At 70.8% G+C, this 16,815-nt stretch carries 13 protein-coding genes; 8 read left to right on the forward strand and 5 right to left on the reverse strand.

All coding sequences use genetic code 11. The features are described 5' to 3' along the window. From OCU_RS49395 to OCU_RS49410, 4 genes are read left to right on the forward strand one after another with little or no spacing between them, the layout of a single operon-like run. On the forward strand, nt 1-1,623 hold the full coding sequence (locus tag OCU_RS49395) for an AMP-binding protein (protein WP_014381510.1): 1,623 nt from the start codon (nt 1-3) through the stop codon (nt 1,621-1,623). After that, the gene (locus OCU_RS49400; protein ID WP_009957131.1) at nt 1,616-2,398 is read left to right on the forward strand and encodes an SDR family NAD(P)-dependent oxidoreductase; all 783 of its coding nucleotides are present in this window, start codon (nt 1,616-1,618) and stop codon (nt 2,396-2,398) included. The genes OCU_RS49395 and OCU_RS49400 overlap by 8 nt, the downstream gene beginning before the upstream one ends. Then, nucleotides 2,383-3,912 carry an AMP-binding protein gene (locus OCU_RS49405; protein ID WP_014381511.1) on the forward strand — a complete coding sequence of 510 codons (1,530 nt, stop codon included), beginning with the start codon at nt 2,383-2,385 and terminating at the stop codon, nt 3,910-3,912. Before OCU_RS49400 ends, OCU_RS49405 begins: the two co-directional genes overlap by 16 nt. Nucleotides 3,913-3,926: 14 nt before the next feature. Then, nucleotides 3,927-5,069 (forward strand): NDMA-dependent alcohol dehydrogenase, encoded by a 1,143-nt coding sequence (locus OCU_RS49410; protein ID WP_014381512.1) that lies wholly within the window; start codon nt 3,927-3,929, stop codon nt 5,067-5,069. Here the strand turns inward: OCU_RS49410 and OCU_RS49415 are convergent. Then, nucleotides 5,047-5,544 carry an SRPBCC family protein gene (locus OCU_RS49415; RefSeq protein ID WP_014381513.1) on the reverse strand — a complete coding sequence of 166 codons (498 nt, stop codon included), beginning with the start codon at nt 5,542-5,544 and terminating at the stop codon, nt 5,047-5,049. The two genes, OCU_RS49410 and OCU_RS49415, sit on opposite strands and share 23 nt — an antisense overlap. A 74-nt stretch (nt 5,545-5,618) precedes the next feature. Between OCU_RS49415 and OCU_RS49420 the strand changes: the two genes are divergently transcribed. Continuing rightward, entirely contained in the window at nt 5,619-5,999 is a 381-nt protein-coding gene (locus OCU_RS49420; protein WP_009957136.1) for a nuclear transport factor 2 family protein, read from the forward strand. 43 nt (nt 6,000-6,042) lie between these two features. Then, nucleotides 6,043-6,264, forward strand: coding sequence for a hypothetical protein (locus OCU_RS49425; RefSeq protein WP_009957137.1), 222 nt, complete (start codon nt 6,043-6,045; stop codon nt 6,262-6,264). 93 nt (nt 6,265-6,357) lie between these two features. Here OCU_RS49425 and OCU_RS49430 read toward each other — a convergent pair whose 3' ends face one another. Next, the gene (locus tag OCU_RS49430; protein ID WP_014381515.1) at nt 6,358-7,092 is read right to left on the reverse strand and encodes a DUF899 domain-containing protein; all 735 of its coding nucleotides are present in this window, start codon (nt 7,090-7,092) and stop codon (nt 6,358-6,360) included. Between the two features lie 29 nt (nt 7,093-7,121). Beyond that, the gene (locus tag OCU_RS49435; protein WP_014381516.1) at nt 7,122-7,889 is read right to left on the reverse strand and encodes an SDR family oxidoreductase; all 768 of its coding nucleotides are present in this window, start codon (nt 7,887-7,889) and stop codon (nt 7,122-7,124) included. A 156-nt stretch (nt 7,890-8,045) separates the two neighbouring features. Here OCU_RS49435 and OCU_RS49440 point away from each other — a divergent pair, with 156 nt between their 5' ends. Next, nucleotides 8,046-8,999, forward strand: a complete 954-nt coding sequence (locus OCU_RS49440) for a sigma-70 family RNA polymerase sigma factor (protein WP_009957141.1) — start codon at nt 8,046-8,048, stop codon at nt 8,997-8,999. Nucleotides 9,000-9,170: 171 nt separating this feature from the next. After that, complete coding sequence (locus OCU_RS49445; protein WP_014381517.1) at nt 9,171-14,003, forward strand: cation-translocating P-type ATPase; 4,833 nt, start codon at nt 9,171-9,173, stop codon at nt 14,001-14,003. A gap of 63 nt (nt 14,004-14,066) precedes the next feature. On the opposite strand, the gene OCU_RS49450 is transcribed toward OCU_RS49445, so the two are convergent. Both OCU_RS49450 and OCU_RS49455 read right to left on the reverse strand, forming a co-directional pair. Continuing rightward, nucleotides 14,067-15,638 carry an AMP-binding protein gene (locus OCU_RS49450; RefSeq protein WP_014381518.1) on the reverse strand — a complete coding sequence of 524 codons (1,572 nt, stop codon included), beginning with the start codon at nt 15,636-15,638 and terminating at the stop codon, nt 14,067-14,069. Further along, nucleotides 15,628-16,533, reverse strand: coding sequence for an SDR family NAD(P)-dependent oxidoreductase (locus OCU_RS49455; protein ID WP_009957299.1), 906 nt, complete (start codon nt 16,531-16,533; stop codon nt 15,628-15,630). Before OCU_RS49455 ends, OCU_RS49450 begins: the two co-directional genes overlap by 11 nt. Nucleotides 16,534-16,815 lie beyond the last annotated feature (282 nt).

Raw genomic sequence — 16,815 nt, forward strand, 5'->3', positions numbered from 1 at the left:
TTGCTCGCCCGGGCCCGCCACGACGCGGCGCATGCGTCAGAGGCCTACCGGCGCGGACTGTGGGTGCACACCACGCTCGCCGATTCCCTGCGCGCGGCCGCGCAGACGTCGCCGCACCGAACAGTGTTGGTGGACAAGGATGTTCGGCTGGACTGCGCCACACTGCACGCGCAGGCCGGCGCGCTGGCCGCGGCGATGCTGGCGCGCATGCCCACCAACAGCGTCGTGTCCTTCATGCTGCCGAACTGGCATGAGACCGCCGTCATCTATCTGGCCGCGACGCTCGCCGGCATGGTGGTGAACCCGATCCTTCCGTCGCTGCGCGACCACGACCTGCGCTTCATTCTCGAAGACGCCGGCACCGCAATGCTATTCGCCCCGCACCGATTCGGCGGCCACGACTACGCGGCGATGCTCGAACGGGTGACGGCCGCGATGGGCAACGCGCCCGAGGTCGTGGTGTTGCGCGAAACCGGGCACGCCGGTCCGCACACCCCCTATCCGGACCTGCTCGACCATGCGCCGGACCCCGCGACGCTTCCGGCGCTCGATCCCGACGCCGCGCGGATGATCCTGTACACCTCGGGGACCACCAGCCGCCCGAAAGGCGTCCTGCACACCCACAATTCGCTGCACGCCCTGATCCGCCAGCTCCGCGAGCACTGGAGCATCGAGCCCGGCGACACGTTCCTGGTCCCGTCGCCGGTCGCCCATATCGGCGGCTCGATCTATGCCTTCGAATGCCCGCTGCTGCTGGGCACCACCGCGGTGCTGATGGACCGGTGGGATCCGGCGCAGGCGGTCGCGCTGATGAACGCCGAACGGTGCACCCACATGGCGGGGGCCACGCCGTTTCTGCAGCAGCTGCTGTCCGCCGCCGAAGGCCTCGGCACCCGCCTGCCCGACCTGAAGGTGTTCATCTGCGGCGGCGCGTCGGTATCGCCGTCGCTGATCCGGAGCGCCGCAGACTATTTCGACCGCGCGGTGGTCACCCGGGTGTACGGCTGCACCGAGGTTCCCGTCGCGACCGTCGGCGCGCCCCGGCCCGACGAAGCCGACAGCGCCGCGGATACCGACGGCAGGGCCGGCATCGCCGAGATCAAGCTCGTCCCCCACGGTGCCGCACCCGCGGGTGACGGAGAAATCTACCTGCGCGGGCCGCAGATGCTACTGGGCTACCGCCATCCCGAAGACGATTCCTTCGATGCCGATGGGTTTTTCCGCACCGGGGATCTCGGGCGCTGGGTCTCGACCGGTTCCGGAGACCGGTACCTCGTCGTGACGGGACGGGCCAAGGACGTCATCATCCGCAGCGGCGAGAACATCTCGGCCAAGGAGGTCGAGGACCTGCTCGCCGACCATCCCGGCATCGCCGAGATCGCTGTGGTCGGGCTGCCCGACGAGCGCACCGGGGAGCGGGCCTGCGCGGTGATCGTCCCCGCGGGCGCGCAGCGCCCGGACGTCGCGAGTTTGCTTGCGCTGCTGGTGAGCAAGGGCGTCGCCAAATTCAAGGCGCCCGAACAGGTCGTGATCTGGGATGCCCTGCCGAAGAACGACGCTGGCAAGGTGCTCAAGCATCGGGTCCGGGCGGCGCTCACGCGGGTGGAGACTAAGGATGGGTGAGATGCAGGTCGCAATCGTCACGGGCGCAAGCAGCGGCATCGGCCTGGGCTGCGCCACGAAACTCGCCGAGATGGGCATGGCGGTCCTGGGCACGGGCCGCGACCAGGACCGGCTGGCCGAACTGCACACGGCCATCGGCGATCCGGATCGCGTTGCCACACTTGCCGTCGACCTGACCGACGACGACGCGCCGCGACGCATCGTGGACCTCGCCGTGCAGCGATGGGGCCACATCGACTTCCTGATCAACAACGCCGGAGTCGGCAGCCCCAAGCCGCTGCACGAAACCGACGACGAAACCCTGGACTACTTCCTGGGTTTGATGCTACGGGCACCGTTTCGGCTCGCGCGTGACGTGCTGCCCCACATGGGACCCGGCTCGGCGATCATCAACGTGACATCGACGTTCGCGGTCGTCGGCGGCCTGCGGGGCGGGGCCTACTCCGCGGCCAAGGGCGGGCTGACCGCGCTGACCACCCACATCGCCTGCCAGTACGGCGCGTCCGGCATCCGTTGCAACGCCGTCGCGCCGGGCGTCACGGTCACACCGATGGTCGAGAAGCGCTTGCAGGACGAGCGATTCCGCAAGATCAACACCGAGATGACGCCGCACCCGCGGTTGGGCCGCGTCGACGACATCGCCAGCACGGTCGCGTTCTTGTGCTCGCCGGGCGGAAGTTTCATCAACGGCCAGACGATCGTGGTCGACGGCGGATGGAGTTCGACGAAGTATCTGTCGGAGTTCGCCTTGTCCTCGCGGTGGACGGAGCGGTGAACCTGTTCGCGATGCTCGATCAGGCCGCGAGCCGACACCCCCACCGCGGCGCGATGTATCACGGCACCCGGCGCCTGTACACCTGGATCGAGCTGCGCGACAGGGCCTTACGCCTGGCCGCGTCGATCCGAAAACAGCACGCCGCCGGCGCCCGCCTCGCGATCGCGACCCACAACCGTCCCGAGATCATCGAGTTGATGTTCGCGATCTGGGCCGCCGAGTGCGTCGTCGTCCCCATCAACTACAAGCTGCATCCGCGCGAGATGGCCGAGATCCTCGACGACGCGGGCGCGGCGCGGGTGTTCGCCTCCACGGCGATTGCCGGCGAACTGGCGCCGATCACCACGACACCGATGGAAACCTTTGAGTCGCAGGACTACTCGCGGCGGGTCACCGTCGCCCCGTCGGCGAAGCCGCGCACCGATCCGTCGGCGCTCGCCTGGCTGTTCTACACCAGCGGGACCACCGGCCGATCGAAGGGCGCGATGCTGTCGCACCGCAACCTGACCGCGATGACCGTGGCCCACCTCGCCGACATCGACGACCCGGACGAACGGTGCAGCCTCCTGCACGCGGCGCCCATGTCGCACGGCTCGGGGCTCTACGTCCTGCCGTACGTGCTGCGCGCCGCCCGCCAGGTGGTGCCCGCCTCGGGCGCATTCGACCCCGACGAGTTCCTCGATCTGTGCGAGCATCACCCCGGCGGCAGCGCGTTTCTCGCCCCGACGATGGTGCAGCGCCTGGTGGGCACGGGCCGCGCCCGCCCGGCCAACCTGAAGTCGATCGTCTACGGCGGCGGCCCGATGTATGTCGAAAGCCTGCGCAAGGCGATTGCGGCGTTCGGCCCGATCTTCGCCCAGATCTACGGGCAGGGCGAGTCACCGATGACCATCACCGGGCTGCGCCGCGCCGACCACGAATCCGGCGACGACGCAATCCTGGGATCGGTCGGCTATGCGCGGTCCGGGATGGACGTCGGGGTGCTGCGCGCCGGCGGCGACCCGGCGCCCGTCGATGAGATCGGCGAGATCGTCTGCCGCGGCGACGCGGTCATGTCCGGCTACTGGCGCAACCCCGATGCCACCCGCGCCACGCTCAAAGAGGGCTGGCTGTACACCGGCGACATGGGCTCGTTCGACGCGCGCGGTTTCCTCACGCTGCGCGATCGGTCGAAGGACGTCGTCATCAGCGGCGGCAGCAACATCTACCCGCGCGAGGTCGAGGAGGTCCTGCTCGAGCACCCCGCGGTCGCGGAGGCGTGCGTGGTCGGCACCCCCGACGCCGAGTGGGGCGAGGTGGTGGTCGCATTCGTCGTCGGCACAGGCGATCCCGTCGACGCCGCGGCGCTCGACGCGCACCTGCTGACGCGCATCGCCCGGTTCAAACGTCCCAAGCGCTACGAATTCGTCGACGAGCTACCAAAAAACAGCTACGGCAAGGTGCTCAAGCGGGAACTGCGGGCCCGCCTGGCGCCGCTGCGGGAATGTCATGAGACATCAGGGAGGTCGCAATGAAGTGTCGCGCCGCTGTGATCCGCGGGGTCGGCCAGGACTGGGAGATCCGCGAGATCGAGCTGGATCCGCCCCGCGGCGGTGAAGTCCTGGTGCGCATGGCCGTTGCCGGGATCTGCCACTCCGACGATCATCTGTTCACCGGCGATGTGGTGCCGACCCCCGAGGCGCTGGCCGCGAGCGGCCAGCCGGCGCCGGACTGGTTCCCGCTGCTCGGCGGTCACGAGGGAGCCGGCGTCGTTGAAGAAATCGGGCCAGGCGTGACCTCGGTGCGTCCGGGAGACCACGTGGCGCTCTCCTTCATCCCCGCGTGCGGCAGCTGCCGGTTCTGTGTCAACGGCCAGAGCTACATCTGCGACATCGGTGCGAGCCTGTTCGTGCGGGAGATGCCCACCGACGGCACCTGCCGGCGCCACCTCGGTGACGAAAACCTGTTGGCCTACGGGCAACTCGGCACGTTCGCCGAATACGCGGTGCTATCGGAACGCTCCGTCATCAAGATCGACGACGCGATCCCGTTCCATGCCGCCTCGCTGGTGTCGTGCGGGGTGAGCACCGGCTGGGGGTCCGCGACGATCTCGGCGGGCACCGAACCCGGCGACACCGTCGTCGTCATCGGCGCGGGCGGCGTCGGGATGAACGCCCTGCAGGGCGCGCGCGCCGTGGGCGCCAAATACGTCGTCGCGGTGGATCCTGTTGAGTCCAAGCGCGATTCGGCCAAGGTCTTCGGCGCCACGCACACCGCCGCCTCCGCCGAGGACGCGATACCTCTGGTCAGGGAGATCACCGCCGGCCTGATGGCCGACCGCGTCGTCGTCTGCCCCGGCGTGGTGCGCGTGGACCTGCTTCCGTTGGCGATGGCGCTGCTTCGCAAAGGCGGGATCTGCGTGCTCACCGGCATCACCCCGTTCACCGAACCCCCGGTCCCGTTGGTCCTGCAGGAGATGACGCTGTCGGCCAAACAGCTCAGGGGCGCGCTCTACGGCGGCATGAATCCGCGCACCAGCGTGCCGATGCTGCTGTCGTTGTATCAGGCGGGCGCGGTGAAACTCGACGAGTTGGTCACCCGCCACTACCGGCTCGACCAGATCAACGAGGCGTTCGTGGATCTGCGCGAGGGCCGCAACATTCGCGGTGTCATCGATTTCGCGGGTGCGTGACTTCGAAGTGCCTGCGGATGCCGGCCAGCATCTCGGCGTGCGCCTTGACCGCCTCGCGGACGGTCACCCCGGCCAGGAGCCGCGGCGCGGAGATCCGGATGCGCTCGGTGACCCGGGTGCCGCCGTCGTCGGGCACGAAACTCACCGTGCCGCGTAACCGCACCCCGGGTGACTGGGCGGCCTCCGTCAGCACGTCACCGGCGGCCGGCACTCGCAGCCGGGCGCGATAGACGGTACGGATGGTGAACGGCCCCAAGGGGATTCGATCGACCACCCGATAGCTCTGCTGGTAGCCCTCCGGGGTTTCGCCGCGGGACAACGTTTCCACTGACACGATCAGCGGGTGCACGAGCCTGATGTTGTCCAGGTCCACGTAGAAGCCGCGCACCGCATCGGGCGGCGCGGGCACGCGCTCGGACAGCGTCCGGTCGGCGTGCACGAAAAGCAGCGACCGGGCCCGCGCATGTAACGCCACGGCGACATTCTGCCGGTTTTTCCGCCGCAGCGTTACGCTCGGCGCAATGCCAGGAGCGCGGGAGCGGAGGCGTGATGGGCGACGCGGCGGAAGGTCAAGCGGTCGAGCGTTACCTGCAATGCCTGACCGATCACGACTGGGACGGACTGGCCGGCACCCTCGCCGAGGACGGCCTGACCCGGGAGGGTCCGTTCTGCGACGTCGTCGAGGGCAAGGCGCACTACGTCGCCTACCTGCGCAAGGTATGCACCGCTCTGCAGGGCCACCGGTTGCAGGTGCGGCGGATCTCGCACGTCGACGCCCGAACCTCCTACGCCGAGCTGTCCGAGACGTTCGAGATCGATGGCGTCGCGACCACGTGGCCCGAATGCATCCTCTTCGAGCGGGACGACGACGGATTGATCGTTCACGTCAGCGTGTTCTTCAAGCAGCGCCAGGCCGGCGCCGCCACGTAGCGGTCTATTCCCTCGCTTGCGGAATTGACCTAACGTGTCATGGATGGAGGCAGATGGAACTCCGGAGTCGGTGCCGGTCGAGAAATTGCACTCGGGCGACCCGATCACCGATTGTGGTCAGCGGTACATAGTTCTCGAATCGAAGGCGCTCAGCGACTGCGTGGTCCTCGAGCTCGAATCCCGGGTGGATCACCAACTGCAGGTCATCGAGAAATCGTTCCCCACCGGCTACCAGGTCGGCAGGGCGAACCACCGAATTTTATAGCCGACGAATTCTCGGCGGAACAAATGCGCGAGTAGCCGTTCGACGGCTACCGCGCATTCGTGTTTTTGGGCCGCGCCAAACAGCCTGTGCCACTTAGCTCTTCGGTGGCCGGATGTCGTTGGGGTTGTTCGGGTCGGGGTCACCGAACCAGCGTGAGGGCTCGTGCTCGCCGTACGCGTCGTGCCAGTCCCACCACTCGTAGGGAGCGGTCTGCGGATAGCCCTCCGGCGAATCCTCCCAGGTTTCCTGGCGTCCGAGCGCGGTCATGTCCAGGAAGCTCCAGGTGGTCCCCAGCGCCTCGTCGCCGCGGTTGTTGATGAAGTAGGTGCGAAACACCCGATCGCCGTCACGGATGAAGGCGTTGGTGCCGTGCCATTCGTCCACGCCGAAATCCGCGTCGAAGCCGTCGGTGATCGTGTACCAGGGCATCTTCCAGTCCATCCGCTTCTTCAGGCGCGCGATGTCGGCCTGCGGCGCGCGTGAGGCGAACACCAGCGTGGTGTCGCGGGCGTTCAGGTGGGCCAGGTTGCCGACGTGGTCGGCCATCATCGAGCAGCCCCGGCAACCGCGCTCGGGCCAGCCGTCGATGTCGGGCCCGTAGAACGCGCGGTAGACGATGAGTTGGCGCCTGCCGCCGAACAGGCCCGCCAGGTTGACCGTGCCCTCGGGTCCCTCGAACCGGTAGTCGGAGTCCACCTCCGTCCAGGGCATCCGGCGCCGCCGGGCCGCGAGCGCGTCACGGGCCCGGGTGAGCTTCTTCTCCTCTTCCAGCAGCTCTCGATGCGCGCTCGCCCACTCCTGGGCCGTCACGATCGGGGGTGTGTTCATCGTTGTGCGCCTTTCGAACTCGGGTGTTTTCAGGTCAGCGGCGACAGGCCGGCGGAGGTGAGCAGGTAGGCGTCGTGGTCCGGGCCGGCGGTGGCGATCTCGAGCACCGACTTGCCCACCTGTTCGGCGGTGAGCGCGGGCCCGGCGGCCTGTAAGAAGGTGTCGACGTCGACGCCTTGGCGCTCGGCGTAGGCGGCGACGGCGGCCGCGCCCAGGCCGGTGGCCGGGGTCAACCGCGGCAGCACGGCGGTGAAGCCGATCCCGAGCCCGGCGCGTTGCGATTCGAGGGCGGCATAGCCGGCGAGGAACCGTACGGTCGCCTTGGCGCCCGCGTAGCCACCGGACAGCGGTGATCCGGCCAGGGCGGCACCGCTGGACATCACGATCACCGAGCTGCCCGGCGCCAGCGGGCGCCGCAGCGCGTCACGAACCCAGTGAAACGCCTGCGCGACGTCGGAGTTCCAGTTGTCGCTGAACGACTCCCAGGTCTGATCCTGCAGCGGCGCCATCCGCGGCGCCGCCCCGGCGCACAGCACCAGGGTGCGCGGCCGGTGCCGGTCGATGAGCCGGCCGGGAGTCGCCGGATCGGCGGCGTCGGCCACCACCGGGGTGAAGGTGTCGCCTAGTTGGGCGCGCACCTCCTCGAGCTGCGATCGGGTGCGCGCGACGCCGACGACCTCGGCGCCGGCGGTCGCCAACGCGGTGGCGATCGCGCGGCCGAAGCCGCGGCCGGCCCCGGTCACGATCGCGGTGCTGCCGGCGAACCCGTCGGCGCCGGGGTTTGGGGTCTGGTTCATGTCGTGCTCGCTTCCTCGCGTGGACTGCGGCCGTGCCGCGACTTCACTAATTGAGATACGGCGGGGCGGCCGAATTCATCGCTGCCGGCCGATGAATTTCGGCGGCCGGATGTCTCTACAGGAGTAGGTTCACCACGCGGCCGAGAGGAGAGGGCATTGCCGGCGCAGGAGGAGTTCGTCGAGCGGGCGGCGCCGTTTCGTGCCGAGCTGATCGCGCATTGCTACCGCATGCTGGGCTCGGTGCACGACGCCGAAGACCTCGTGCAGGAGACGTATCTGCGGGGCTGGCGGGGCTATCAGGCCTTCGAGGAACGCGCGGCGTTGAAGACCTGGCTGTACCGGATCGCGACGACGGCCTGTCTGCGCGCGCTGGAAAACCGCGCCCGCCGCGTGCTGCCGGCCGGGCTGGGCGAGGGCTCGATGGACCCGGACGCCGACCTCGGTGCGGCGGGCGCGCACGCGTGGCTCGAACCCATCCCGGACGACATGATGTTCAAGAGCCCCGAGGAGGACTTCACCGCGAAGCAGAGCGTGCGGCTGGCCGTGATGACCGCCCTTCAGGAGCTTCCGGCGCGCCAGCGCGCGGTGCTGATCCTGCGCGACGTCGTGCAGTTCAGCGCCGCCGAGGTCGCCGAGCTTCTGGAGACCACGCCGGCCGCGGTCAACAGTTCGCTACAGCGCGCCCGGGCCCACCTCGCCGAGCTGTCCCCCAGCGAGGAACAGATGGCCGAGCCGGGCGACGCCCGGCGGCGCGAACTGCTCGACCGGTATTGCGCGGCATTCGAAAACGCGGACATGGCGGCGCTGACCGCGCTGCTGCAGGCGGACGTCAAACTCGAAATGCCGCCCCTCCCAGTGTGGTTCGCCGGCCGGGACACGGTGCTGAAGTTCCTTGCCGAGCGTGCCGTGGCGCAGCCCGGCGATATCGCGATGGTTCCGACCGCCGCGAACGCGCAACCCGCCGTCGCCGAGTACCGCCGCGCCGCCGATCACGTGTTGCGGGCCCATTCGATCCACGTCTTGACCCCCGGTCGCGACGGGATCGCCGGCATCACCGTCTTTCTCGACCCCGACTTGTTCAGCGCGTTTGGTTTGTCTTCAACCCGGTAATGTTTGTCCCAGGGACGTGATCGCAGCCCTTGCCATCTTGGGAAGCCCGACCTGCATCGACCCGCATCGTCATCGATGTCGTCGGACGGTTTACCTTCCCGCCCCACGTGTGGACAGGTCCTTCACACGCCAGGATCATTAGGCGCGGGAGACGTAGTTGAAGGGTGACGAGTGAAGATTCCCGGCGTTTCCGACGTCGTCGCCGGTGTGGCCGGCGGAGCCGCGCAGGTGGTGCGGGCAGGCGTGTCGACTGCGGCGGGGGCCGCTGGCGCGCTGCAGACGTTGGCCGGCCCGGTCGCCGAGCTCGCGGGCCCCGTCCTGCAATCGGTGGTTCAAACCACGGGCCGGGCAATCGGTGCGGACACGTCCACCGACAACGCCGCCGCCCCGATCACGCCGCCGGTGCGCTGGCACAGCGGGCAACGCGTGCACCTGGACCTGGACCCGTTGCTGCCGTTCCCCCGCTGGGGCGAGTACGCGCCCGCCGTCGAGGAGCCGGTGCGCCGAATCCCGGGCGTGGCCGAGGCGCACGTCGAGGGTGCGTTGGGCCGGTTGGTGGTTGAACTGTCCGACGGCACGGACCACGACGCCGTCTTGGACGAGGTGCGCTCGACCGTCGCATCCATCGCCGCCGACATCACCTGGTCGAAGTCGGAGGCGGCGACGCCGTCCGCGCCCTTCGCCGACCCGGGCAACCCCCTGGCGATTCTGGTGCCTCTCACCGCGGCGGCACTGGATCTGATCGCGATGGGCGCCGCGGTGACCGGATGGGTGACCCGGCTGCCCGCGGCGCCGCAGACCACCCGGGCCGCGGCCGCGCTCATCAACCATCAACCGCGCATGGTCTCGATCCTCGAGGAGCGGCTGGGCCGGGTGGGCACCGACATCGCACTGGCCGCCACGACGGCCGCCGCCCACGGCCTGACGCAGTCGTTCGGCACGCCGATGCTCGACCTGACCCAGCGCACCCTGCAGGTCTCCGAGGCGGCGGCGCACCGCCGAGTGTGGCGGGACCGGGAACCCCACCTGGCCTCGCCGCAACGGCCACAGGCCCCGGTGGTCCCGGTCATCTCGTCCGCCAAGTCGGAGGTGCCCCGGCACAGCTGGGCGGCCGCGGCGGCCGGCGAGGCTTCGCACGTCGTGGTCGGGGGAACCATCGACGCGGCGATGGACAAGGCGAAGGGCTCGATGGCCGGGCCGGTGGAGAGCTACGTCGATTCCGCGGCGAACGGCTCGCTGATCGCCGCGGTCAGCGCGCTGGTGGCCGGCGGCGGCACCGACGACGCGGCCGCGGCCATCGAAGCCGGGGTGCCGCGGGCCGCGCACATGGGCCGGCAGGCGTTCGCGGCGATTTTGGGCCGCGGGCTCGCCAATTCCGGGCAGCTGGTTCTCGACCCGGGCGCGCTGCGCCGCCTGGATCGGGTGAAGGTGGTCGTCATCGACGGCGCCGCCCTGCGCGGCGACCATCGCGCGGTCCTGCGGGTCCGCGGCGACGCGCCCGGCTGGGACGACGACCGGGTCTACGAGGTCGCCGACGCCCTGCTGCACGGCGAACAGGCGCCCGAGCCCGACCCGGACGAGTTGCCGGCGACCGGCGCACGACTGAAATGGGTTCGCAATCAAGGGCCTTCGGCCACGCCCGCGCAGGGCCTGGAAAGCGCCGACCTGATCGTCGACGGCGAATGCGTCGGCAGCGTCGACGTGGGCTGGGAGGTCGACCCGTACGCGATCCCGCTGTTCCAGACCGCGCACCGCACCGGAGCGCGGGTGGTGCTCCGCCACGTCGCGGGGACCGAAGACCTGACCGCCAGCGTCGGCGCGACGCACCCGCCCGGCACCCCGCTGTTGAACGTGGTCCGCGAGCTGCGGGCCGATCGCGGGCCGGTGCTGCTGATCACCGCGCTGCACCGCGACTTCGCGTCGACCGACACCCTGGCCGCGCTCGCGATCGCCGATGTCGGTGTGGCGCTTGATGATCCGCGCGCCGCCACGGCGTGGACCGCGGACATCATCACCGGTACCGACCTGGCCGACGCGGTGCGGATCCTCTCGGCGATCCCGGTGGCCCGATCGGCCAGCGAGTCGGCGGTGCACCTGGCCCAGGGCGGCACCACGTTGGCCGGGCTGCTGCTGGTCACCGGTGAGCAGGAGAAGACCACCAACCCGGTGAGCTTTCGGCGCTGGCTCAACCCGGTCAACGCCGCGGCGGCCACGGCCCTGGTGGCCGGAACGTTCTCGGCCACCCGGGTGCTGCGGCTGCCCGACCCGACCCCCCAACCGCTGACCGCCTGGCACGCACTGGATCCCGAGATCGTCTATTCGCGGCTCGCCGGCGGCGCGCGGCCGCTGGCCGTCGAGACCGAACCCTCGTGGCGGCGCCGTCTCGACGACCTGTCCTACAGCCCGGGCCTGGCGCCCCTGCGCAAGCCGCTGCACAACATGGCCCGGCTGGCGTCGGCGACCCGGACCGAGCTCGCCGATCCGCTGACCCCGATCCTGGCCGTCGGGGCGGCCGCGTCGGCGATCGTCGGCAGCAACATCGACGCGCTGCTGGTCGCGGGAGTCATGACCGTCAACGCGATAACCGGTGGGGCGCAACGGCTGCGGGCCGAATCCGCGGCCGCCGAGCTGTTCGCCGAGCAGGACCAGATGGTGCGCCGGGTGGTCGTCCCCGCGGTCGCGACGACGCGCCGCCGGCTCGAGGCCGCCAAGCACGCCACCCGCACGGCGACGGTGTCCGCGAAGTCGCTGCGGCCCGGCGACGTCATCGATCTGGCCGCCCCCGAGGTGGTGCCGGCCGACGCCCGCCTGTTGGTGGCCGAGGACCTCGAGGTCGACGAGTCCCTGCTCACCGGCGAGTCGCTGCCGGTGGACAAGCAGGTGGACCCCGTCGCCGTCAACGACCCCGACCGGGCCAGCATGCTCTTCGAGGGGAGCACCATCGTGGCCGGCCACGCCCGGGCGATCGTGGTGGCCACCGGCGTCGGGACCGCCGCGCACCGCGCGATTTCGGCGGTCGCCGACGTCGAGACGGCGGCCGGAATCCAGGCGCGGCTGCGGGAACTCACCAGCAAGGTGCTGCCGCTGACGCTGGCCGGAGGTGCGACGGTGTCGGCGTTGGCGCTGCTGCGCCGCGCCCCGCTGCGCCAGGCGGTGGCCGACGGCGTCGCGATCGCGGTGGCCGCCGTGCCGGAGGGGCTGCCCCTGGTGGCCACCCTGTCCCAGCTCTCTGCCGCCCAGCGGCTGACGGCCCGCGGCGCGCTGGTCCGCGCGCCGCGCACCATCGAAGCGCTGGGCCGCGTCGACACCATCTGTTTCGACAAGACCGGCACGCTCACCGAGAACCGGCTACGCGTGGTGTGCGCCGTGCCGGTCGGGGTCGACCCGCACGACCCGCTGCCCCAACTGACCGATCCGCAATCGGCGGGGCTGCTGCGGGCCGCCGCGCGGGCGTCCGCCCAGCCGCAGGACGGCCAGGGCCATGCCCACGCCACCGACGAGGCTATCCTCACCGCCGCGAATTCGCTGAACGGCCATGGCGATTCGGACTGGACGATGATCGCGGAGGTGCCCTTCGAGTCCAGTCGCGGCTTCGCCGCCGCGATCGGCGCGCTGGGTAGCTCCAACGGGCATCCCGCCGACGCGCCGGTGCTGATCCTCAAGGGCGCGCCCGAGGTCATCCTGCCGCGCTGCCGGTTCGCCGACCCGCAGGCCGACCAGGAACGGGCCGAGGGCGTCGTCCGCGGTCTCGCCGAACAGGGCCTGCGGGTGCTCGCGGTGGCGCAGCGCGGTTGGAAGCACGAGACCGACGACGACGACACCGACGCCGACGCCGTGGACGCCGCGGCCGAGGACCTCGAGCTGCTCGGCTACGTGGGCTTGGCGGACACCGCCCGGGCGTCGGCGCGCCCGTTGATCGAGGCGCTCACCGACGCCGACCGCGACGTCGTGCTGATCACCGGCGACCACCCCATCACCGCGCGGGCGATCGCCCGGCAGCTGGGCCTGCCCGCGGACGCGCGCGTGATCACCGGCGCCGAACTCGCCGGGCTCGACGAGGACGCGTGCTCCAAGATGGTCGCCGACGTGCAGGTCTTCGCGCGCGTCAGCCCGGAGCAGAAGGTGCAGATCGTGGCCGCGCTGCAACGCTGCGGGCGGGTGACCGCGATGGTCGGCGACGGCGCCAACGACGCCGCGGCGATCCGGATGGCCGACGTGGGGATCGGGGTGAGCGGGCGGGGTTCGTCGGCCGCCCGCGGCGCCGCGGACATCGTCTTGACCGATGAGGATCTGGGCGTGCTGATGGACGCCCTGGTCGAGGGCCGCAGCATGTGGGCGGGCGTCCGGGACGCCGTGACGATTCTGGTCGGCGGCAACGTCGGTGAAGTGCTGTTCACCATCATCGGCACCGCCTTCGGCGCCGGCCGCGCACCGGTGGGCACCCGCCAGCTGCTGCTGGTCAACCTGCTCACCGACATGTTCCCCGCGCTCGCGGTGGCGGTCACGTCGCAATACGTCGAACCCGACGAAGCCGAGTACGCGTCGCCCGAGGAGGCCGAGGAGGCGCGCCGGCAGCACCGGCGCGCGGTGCTGACCGGGCCCACGCCCTCCCTCGACGCGCCGCTGATGCGCCAGATCGTCACCCGCGGCGCGGTGACCGCGGCCGGGGCGACGGCGGCCTGGGCCATCGGGCGCTGGACGCCGGGCACCGAACGCCGCACGGCGACAATGGGTTTGACCGCCCTGGTGACGACGCAGCTGGCGCAGACGCTGCTGACCCGCCGGCACAGCCCGCTGGTGATCGCGACCGCGCTGGGCAGCGCCGGTGTGCTGGTCGGCATCGTGCAGACCCCGGTGCTCAGCCAGTTCTTCGGCTGCACGCCCCTGGGTCCGGTCGCCTGGTCGGGGGTGCTGGGTTCCACCGCGGGCGCCACCGTGATCTCGGCGCTGGCGCCCAACTGGCTGGCCAAGCAGGTCGCCGCGTTGGAGCCCGCCGAGGAGTGATCGCGCGGTCCGGCGACGGCGAGCGCCGTGGAGCGGCGCGAGTAAGGAGCCGGACGATCCTGTTCAGCCGGACAGCTCCCTGCGCAGCACCTTGCCGGTCGGATTGCGCGGGATGCGGTCTACGACGTTGATGTCGCGGGGTTGTTCGAAGCGCGAGACGCGGCTCTTCAAGTACTCCCGGAGCTCCGGCACGTCGATGTCGGTGCCCGGCCGCGCCACCACGAACGCCACCAACCGTTGGCCGAACCGCTCGTCGGGGACGCCGATCACCACGTTGTCGGCGACGGCGGGGTGGCGGGCGAGCGCGTTTTCGACCGCGCGCGGATAGACGTTCTCGCCGCCCGAGATGATCATGTCGTCTTCGCGGCCGACGATGAACAGGCGGCCGGCGTTGTCGAGGTAGCCCATGTCGCCGGTGCTCGTCATGCCGTCGACGACGGCCTTGGCTTCCCCGGCGCCTTCGGTGTAGCCCTTGCCGGCCAGGTCGCCGCCGACGAAGATGCGTCCGGTCACCCGCGGCCCCACCGGTCGGTCGCTCTTGTTGAGGATCCGCACCGGGCAGCCCGCCACCGGCCGCCCGACGGTTTCGGGGGCCTCGCGCAGGTCCGCGGGCGTCGCCAGGGATCCGATGCCGACCTCGGTGGAGCCGTAGCCGTTGTAGAGGATCTCCCCGTAGGTGTCCATGAATCGCTGCCCCAGCGTGGGATCCAGGCGGTCGCCGCTGGACATCACCACGCGCAGGTGCGGCACCGGGTTGCGCGCCCGCACCCGCTCGGGCAGCTCGAGGATGCGCGCGAGGACGACGGGCACCGCGGTGAAGGCGTCGGCGCGGTGCAGCGACGCCTGGGCGAGCGCGGCCTCGGCGTCGAACTGGCGATGCGTGAGCACGGTGCCGCCGAGGGCGATCGTCAGCATCAGCATGCCGAGCCCCAGGCCGTGAAACATCGGCATTGCCACCGAGATTCGCGAACCGGTACGCAACCGGGTGCGGTCGAGGATGGTTACCCAGACCCCCACGGCGGAGCGCAGCTGCGGTGCGCGCGGCACCCCTTTGGGTTTGCCGGTGGTGCCCGACGTCAGCAGCACGATACGTCCGGGCGCGGCCACCCGCGGCCGCCGGGCGCCCTCCTCGGCGGTGACCGTGGCCGGGTCGACCGTGACGACCGATTCGTCGGCGGCCCTTATCCGCTCGGCGAATTCGTTGTCGGCGACCATCGTTGAGATGCGGTGGGCTTGCACGGCGGCCGCCAGCGCGTCGCTGCGGAACTCCGTACTGACCGGGACGACGTCGGCGCCCAGCACCGCGGCGGCGAAGACACCGGCGACGAAGCCGCGCCCGTTGCGGCACATGACCCCGACCGCCCGGCCGGGCGCGACCCCGTCCGCGGCCAACCGTCGCGCCAGGGACTCGGTTTCGCGTTGCAGCTCGCGGTAGCTCAGGGCGCCGTCGTCGTCGACGATCGCCGTGCGGTCGGGCCACCGGGCCGCCGTGACCGCCAGCAGCGTGTAGGGGTTCGTGCCGCCCCGGCGCGCCTCGCGAAGCAGCCGCACGCCCGCCGTGGGCGACGGCGGGGTGAGCAGGCCGGAGTGCACCAGGGCGCGGGCGGCGGTGGTGGCGACGCGGTCAGTGGTCACGGTCGCCCCCGTCGGAATCGGTGAGGAATCGGCGGTGCCATAGCCGGGCGGCGTGGTCGGCCGGCCCGGCCAACAGCACCGAGGCAAACTCGGCCGGCAGCACCCAGGGCGGCTCCAGGGTGCGGGGCCGCTCGATGACCGCTTTCGCGATGACGTCGGCGGCGTCATCCGGTGACAGGCCGGGGAACCGGCCGAGCAGGGGCGTGGGCGCGATCATGCGGGTGCGGACCAGCGCGAAGTAGATGGTCGTGACGTCGACGCCGTCGGCGTGCAGTTCCGGAGCCACGCTGCGCAGCCAGCGGTCGAACGCCCCCTTCGATGCCTGATAGGCGCCCCACTGCGGGCCCGGCGCCACCCGCACGCCGACGCTGGACACGTTCACGATGTGCCCGCTGCCGTTGTCGCGCATCGCGGGCACGAGTCCCAGCAGCAGCCGCACGGGCCCCAGGTAGTTGATGTCGATGGTGCGCTGGAAGTCGTGCGGGCGGTCGTACTGGTGGTGCAGCGAGCGGCGCAGCGACTTGCCGGCGTTGCTCACCACGATGTCGAGCGGGCCGTGCTCCTCGGTGATCTGCTTGGCCAGGCCGCTCACCGCGGATTCGTCGGTGAGGTCGGTCGGGTAGGCGACCGCGTGCCCGCCGCCGGCGTTGATCGACGCCGTCAGGTCTCCGAGCCTTCCCTCGGACCGGGCGACCGCCAGCACGGTCGCGCCGGCGGCCGCGAGCCTGCGCGCGGTCGCCTCGCCGATGCCGTAGGAGGCGCCGGTCACCAACGCGGTCTTGCCGGAGGTGGCGGCGCGCAGCTTGTCGGGATCCGACACCCGCGCTGGATTTGCCACGTGGTCGCCCGCCGCGGTGAGGACCGCGTTGAGGGCCTGGGCTACTGCGTTCAACATCGCTGCCGCATTCATTCGAGCCGCTGGCCGGGACGTGGCTGCTGCTCAACCGTGTCCCGACCCGTAACTACAAGTAGCAGACCACATTGCGGCCCGGGTCCGCGCTTCGGCCCGGCCGAGACGAGCCGGTGGCACTCGCAATGAGGGGCGGGACGCAAGGTGCCGGGGCGCTCACGCCGGATGAGCGCCGCGCACAACCGATCTCGCTCCGACCGCAGCAGCGGCGGTTCTTTTATGAGAACACGGTAATTTCGGCGTTTCCATTGTTTAGGCCGCGTGTCG

It is taken from the genome of Mycobacterium intracellulare ATCC 13950, from assembly GCF_000277125.1.
GTDB classification, from domain to species: Bacteria; Actinomycetota; Actinomycetes; order Mycobacteriales; family Mycobacteriaceae; genus Mycobacterium; species Mycobacterium intracellulare.

Excerpts from the sequence above, each read along its gene's own strand:
- OCU_RS49430 (WP_014381515.1), bottom strand. The coding sequence starts at position 7,092 with ATGAACACACCCCCGATCGTGACGGCCCAGGAGTGGGCGAGCGCGCAT.
- OCU_RS49420 (WP_009957136.1), top strand. The coding sequence starts at position 5,619 with ATGGGCGACGCGGCGGAAGGTCAAGCGGTCGAGCGTTACCTGCAATGC.
- OCU_RS49425 (WP_009957137.1), top strand. The coding sequence starts at position 6,043 with ATGGAGGCAGATGGAACTCCGGAGTCGGTGCCGGTCGAGAAATTGCAC.
- OCU_RS49400 (WP_009957131.1), top strand. The coding sequence starts at position 1,616 with ATGGGTGAGATGCAGGTCGCAATCGTCACGGGCGCAAGCAGCGGCATC.
- OCU_RS49455 (WP_009957299.1), bottom strand. The coding sequence starts at position 16,533 with ATGTTGAACGCAGTAGCCCAGGCCCTCAACGCGGTCCTCACCGCGGCG.
- OCU_RS49435 (WP_014381516.1), bottom strand. The coding sequence starts at position 7,889 with ATGAACCAGACCCCAAACCCCGGCGCCGACGGGTTCGCCGGCAGCACC.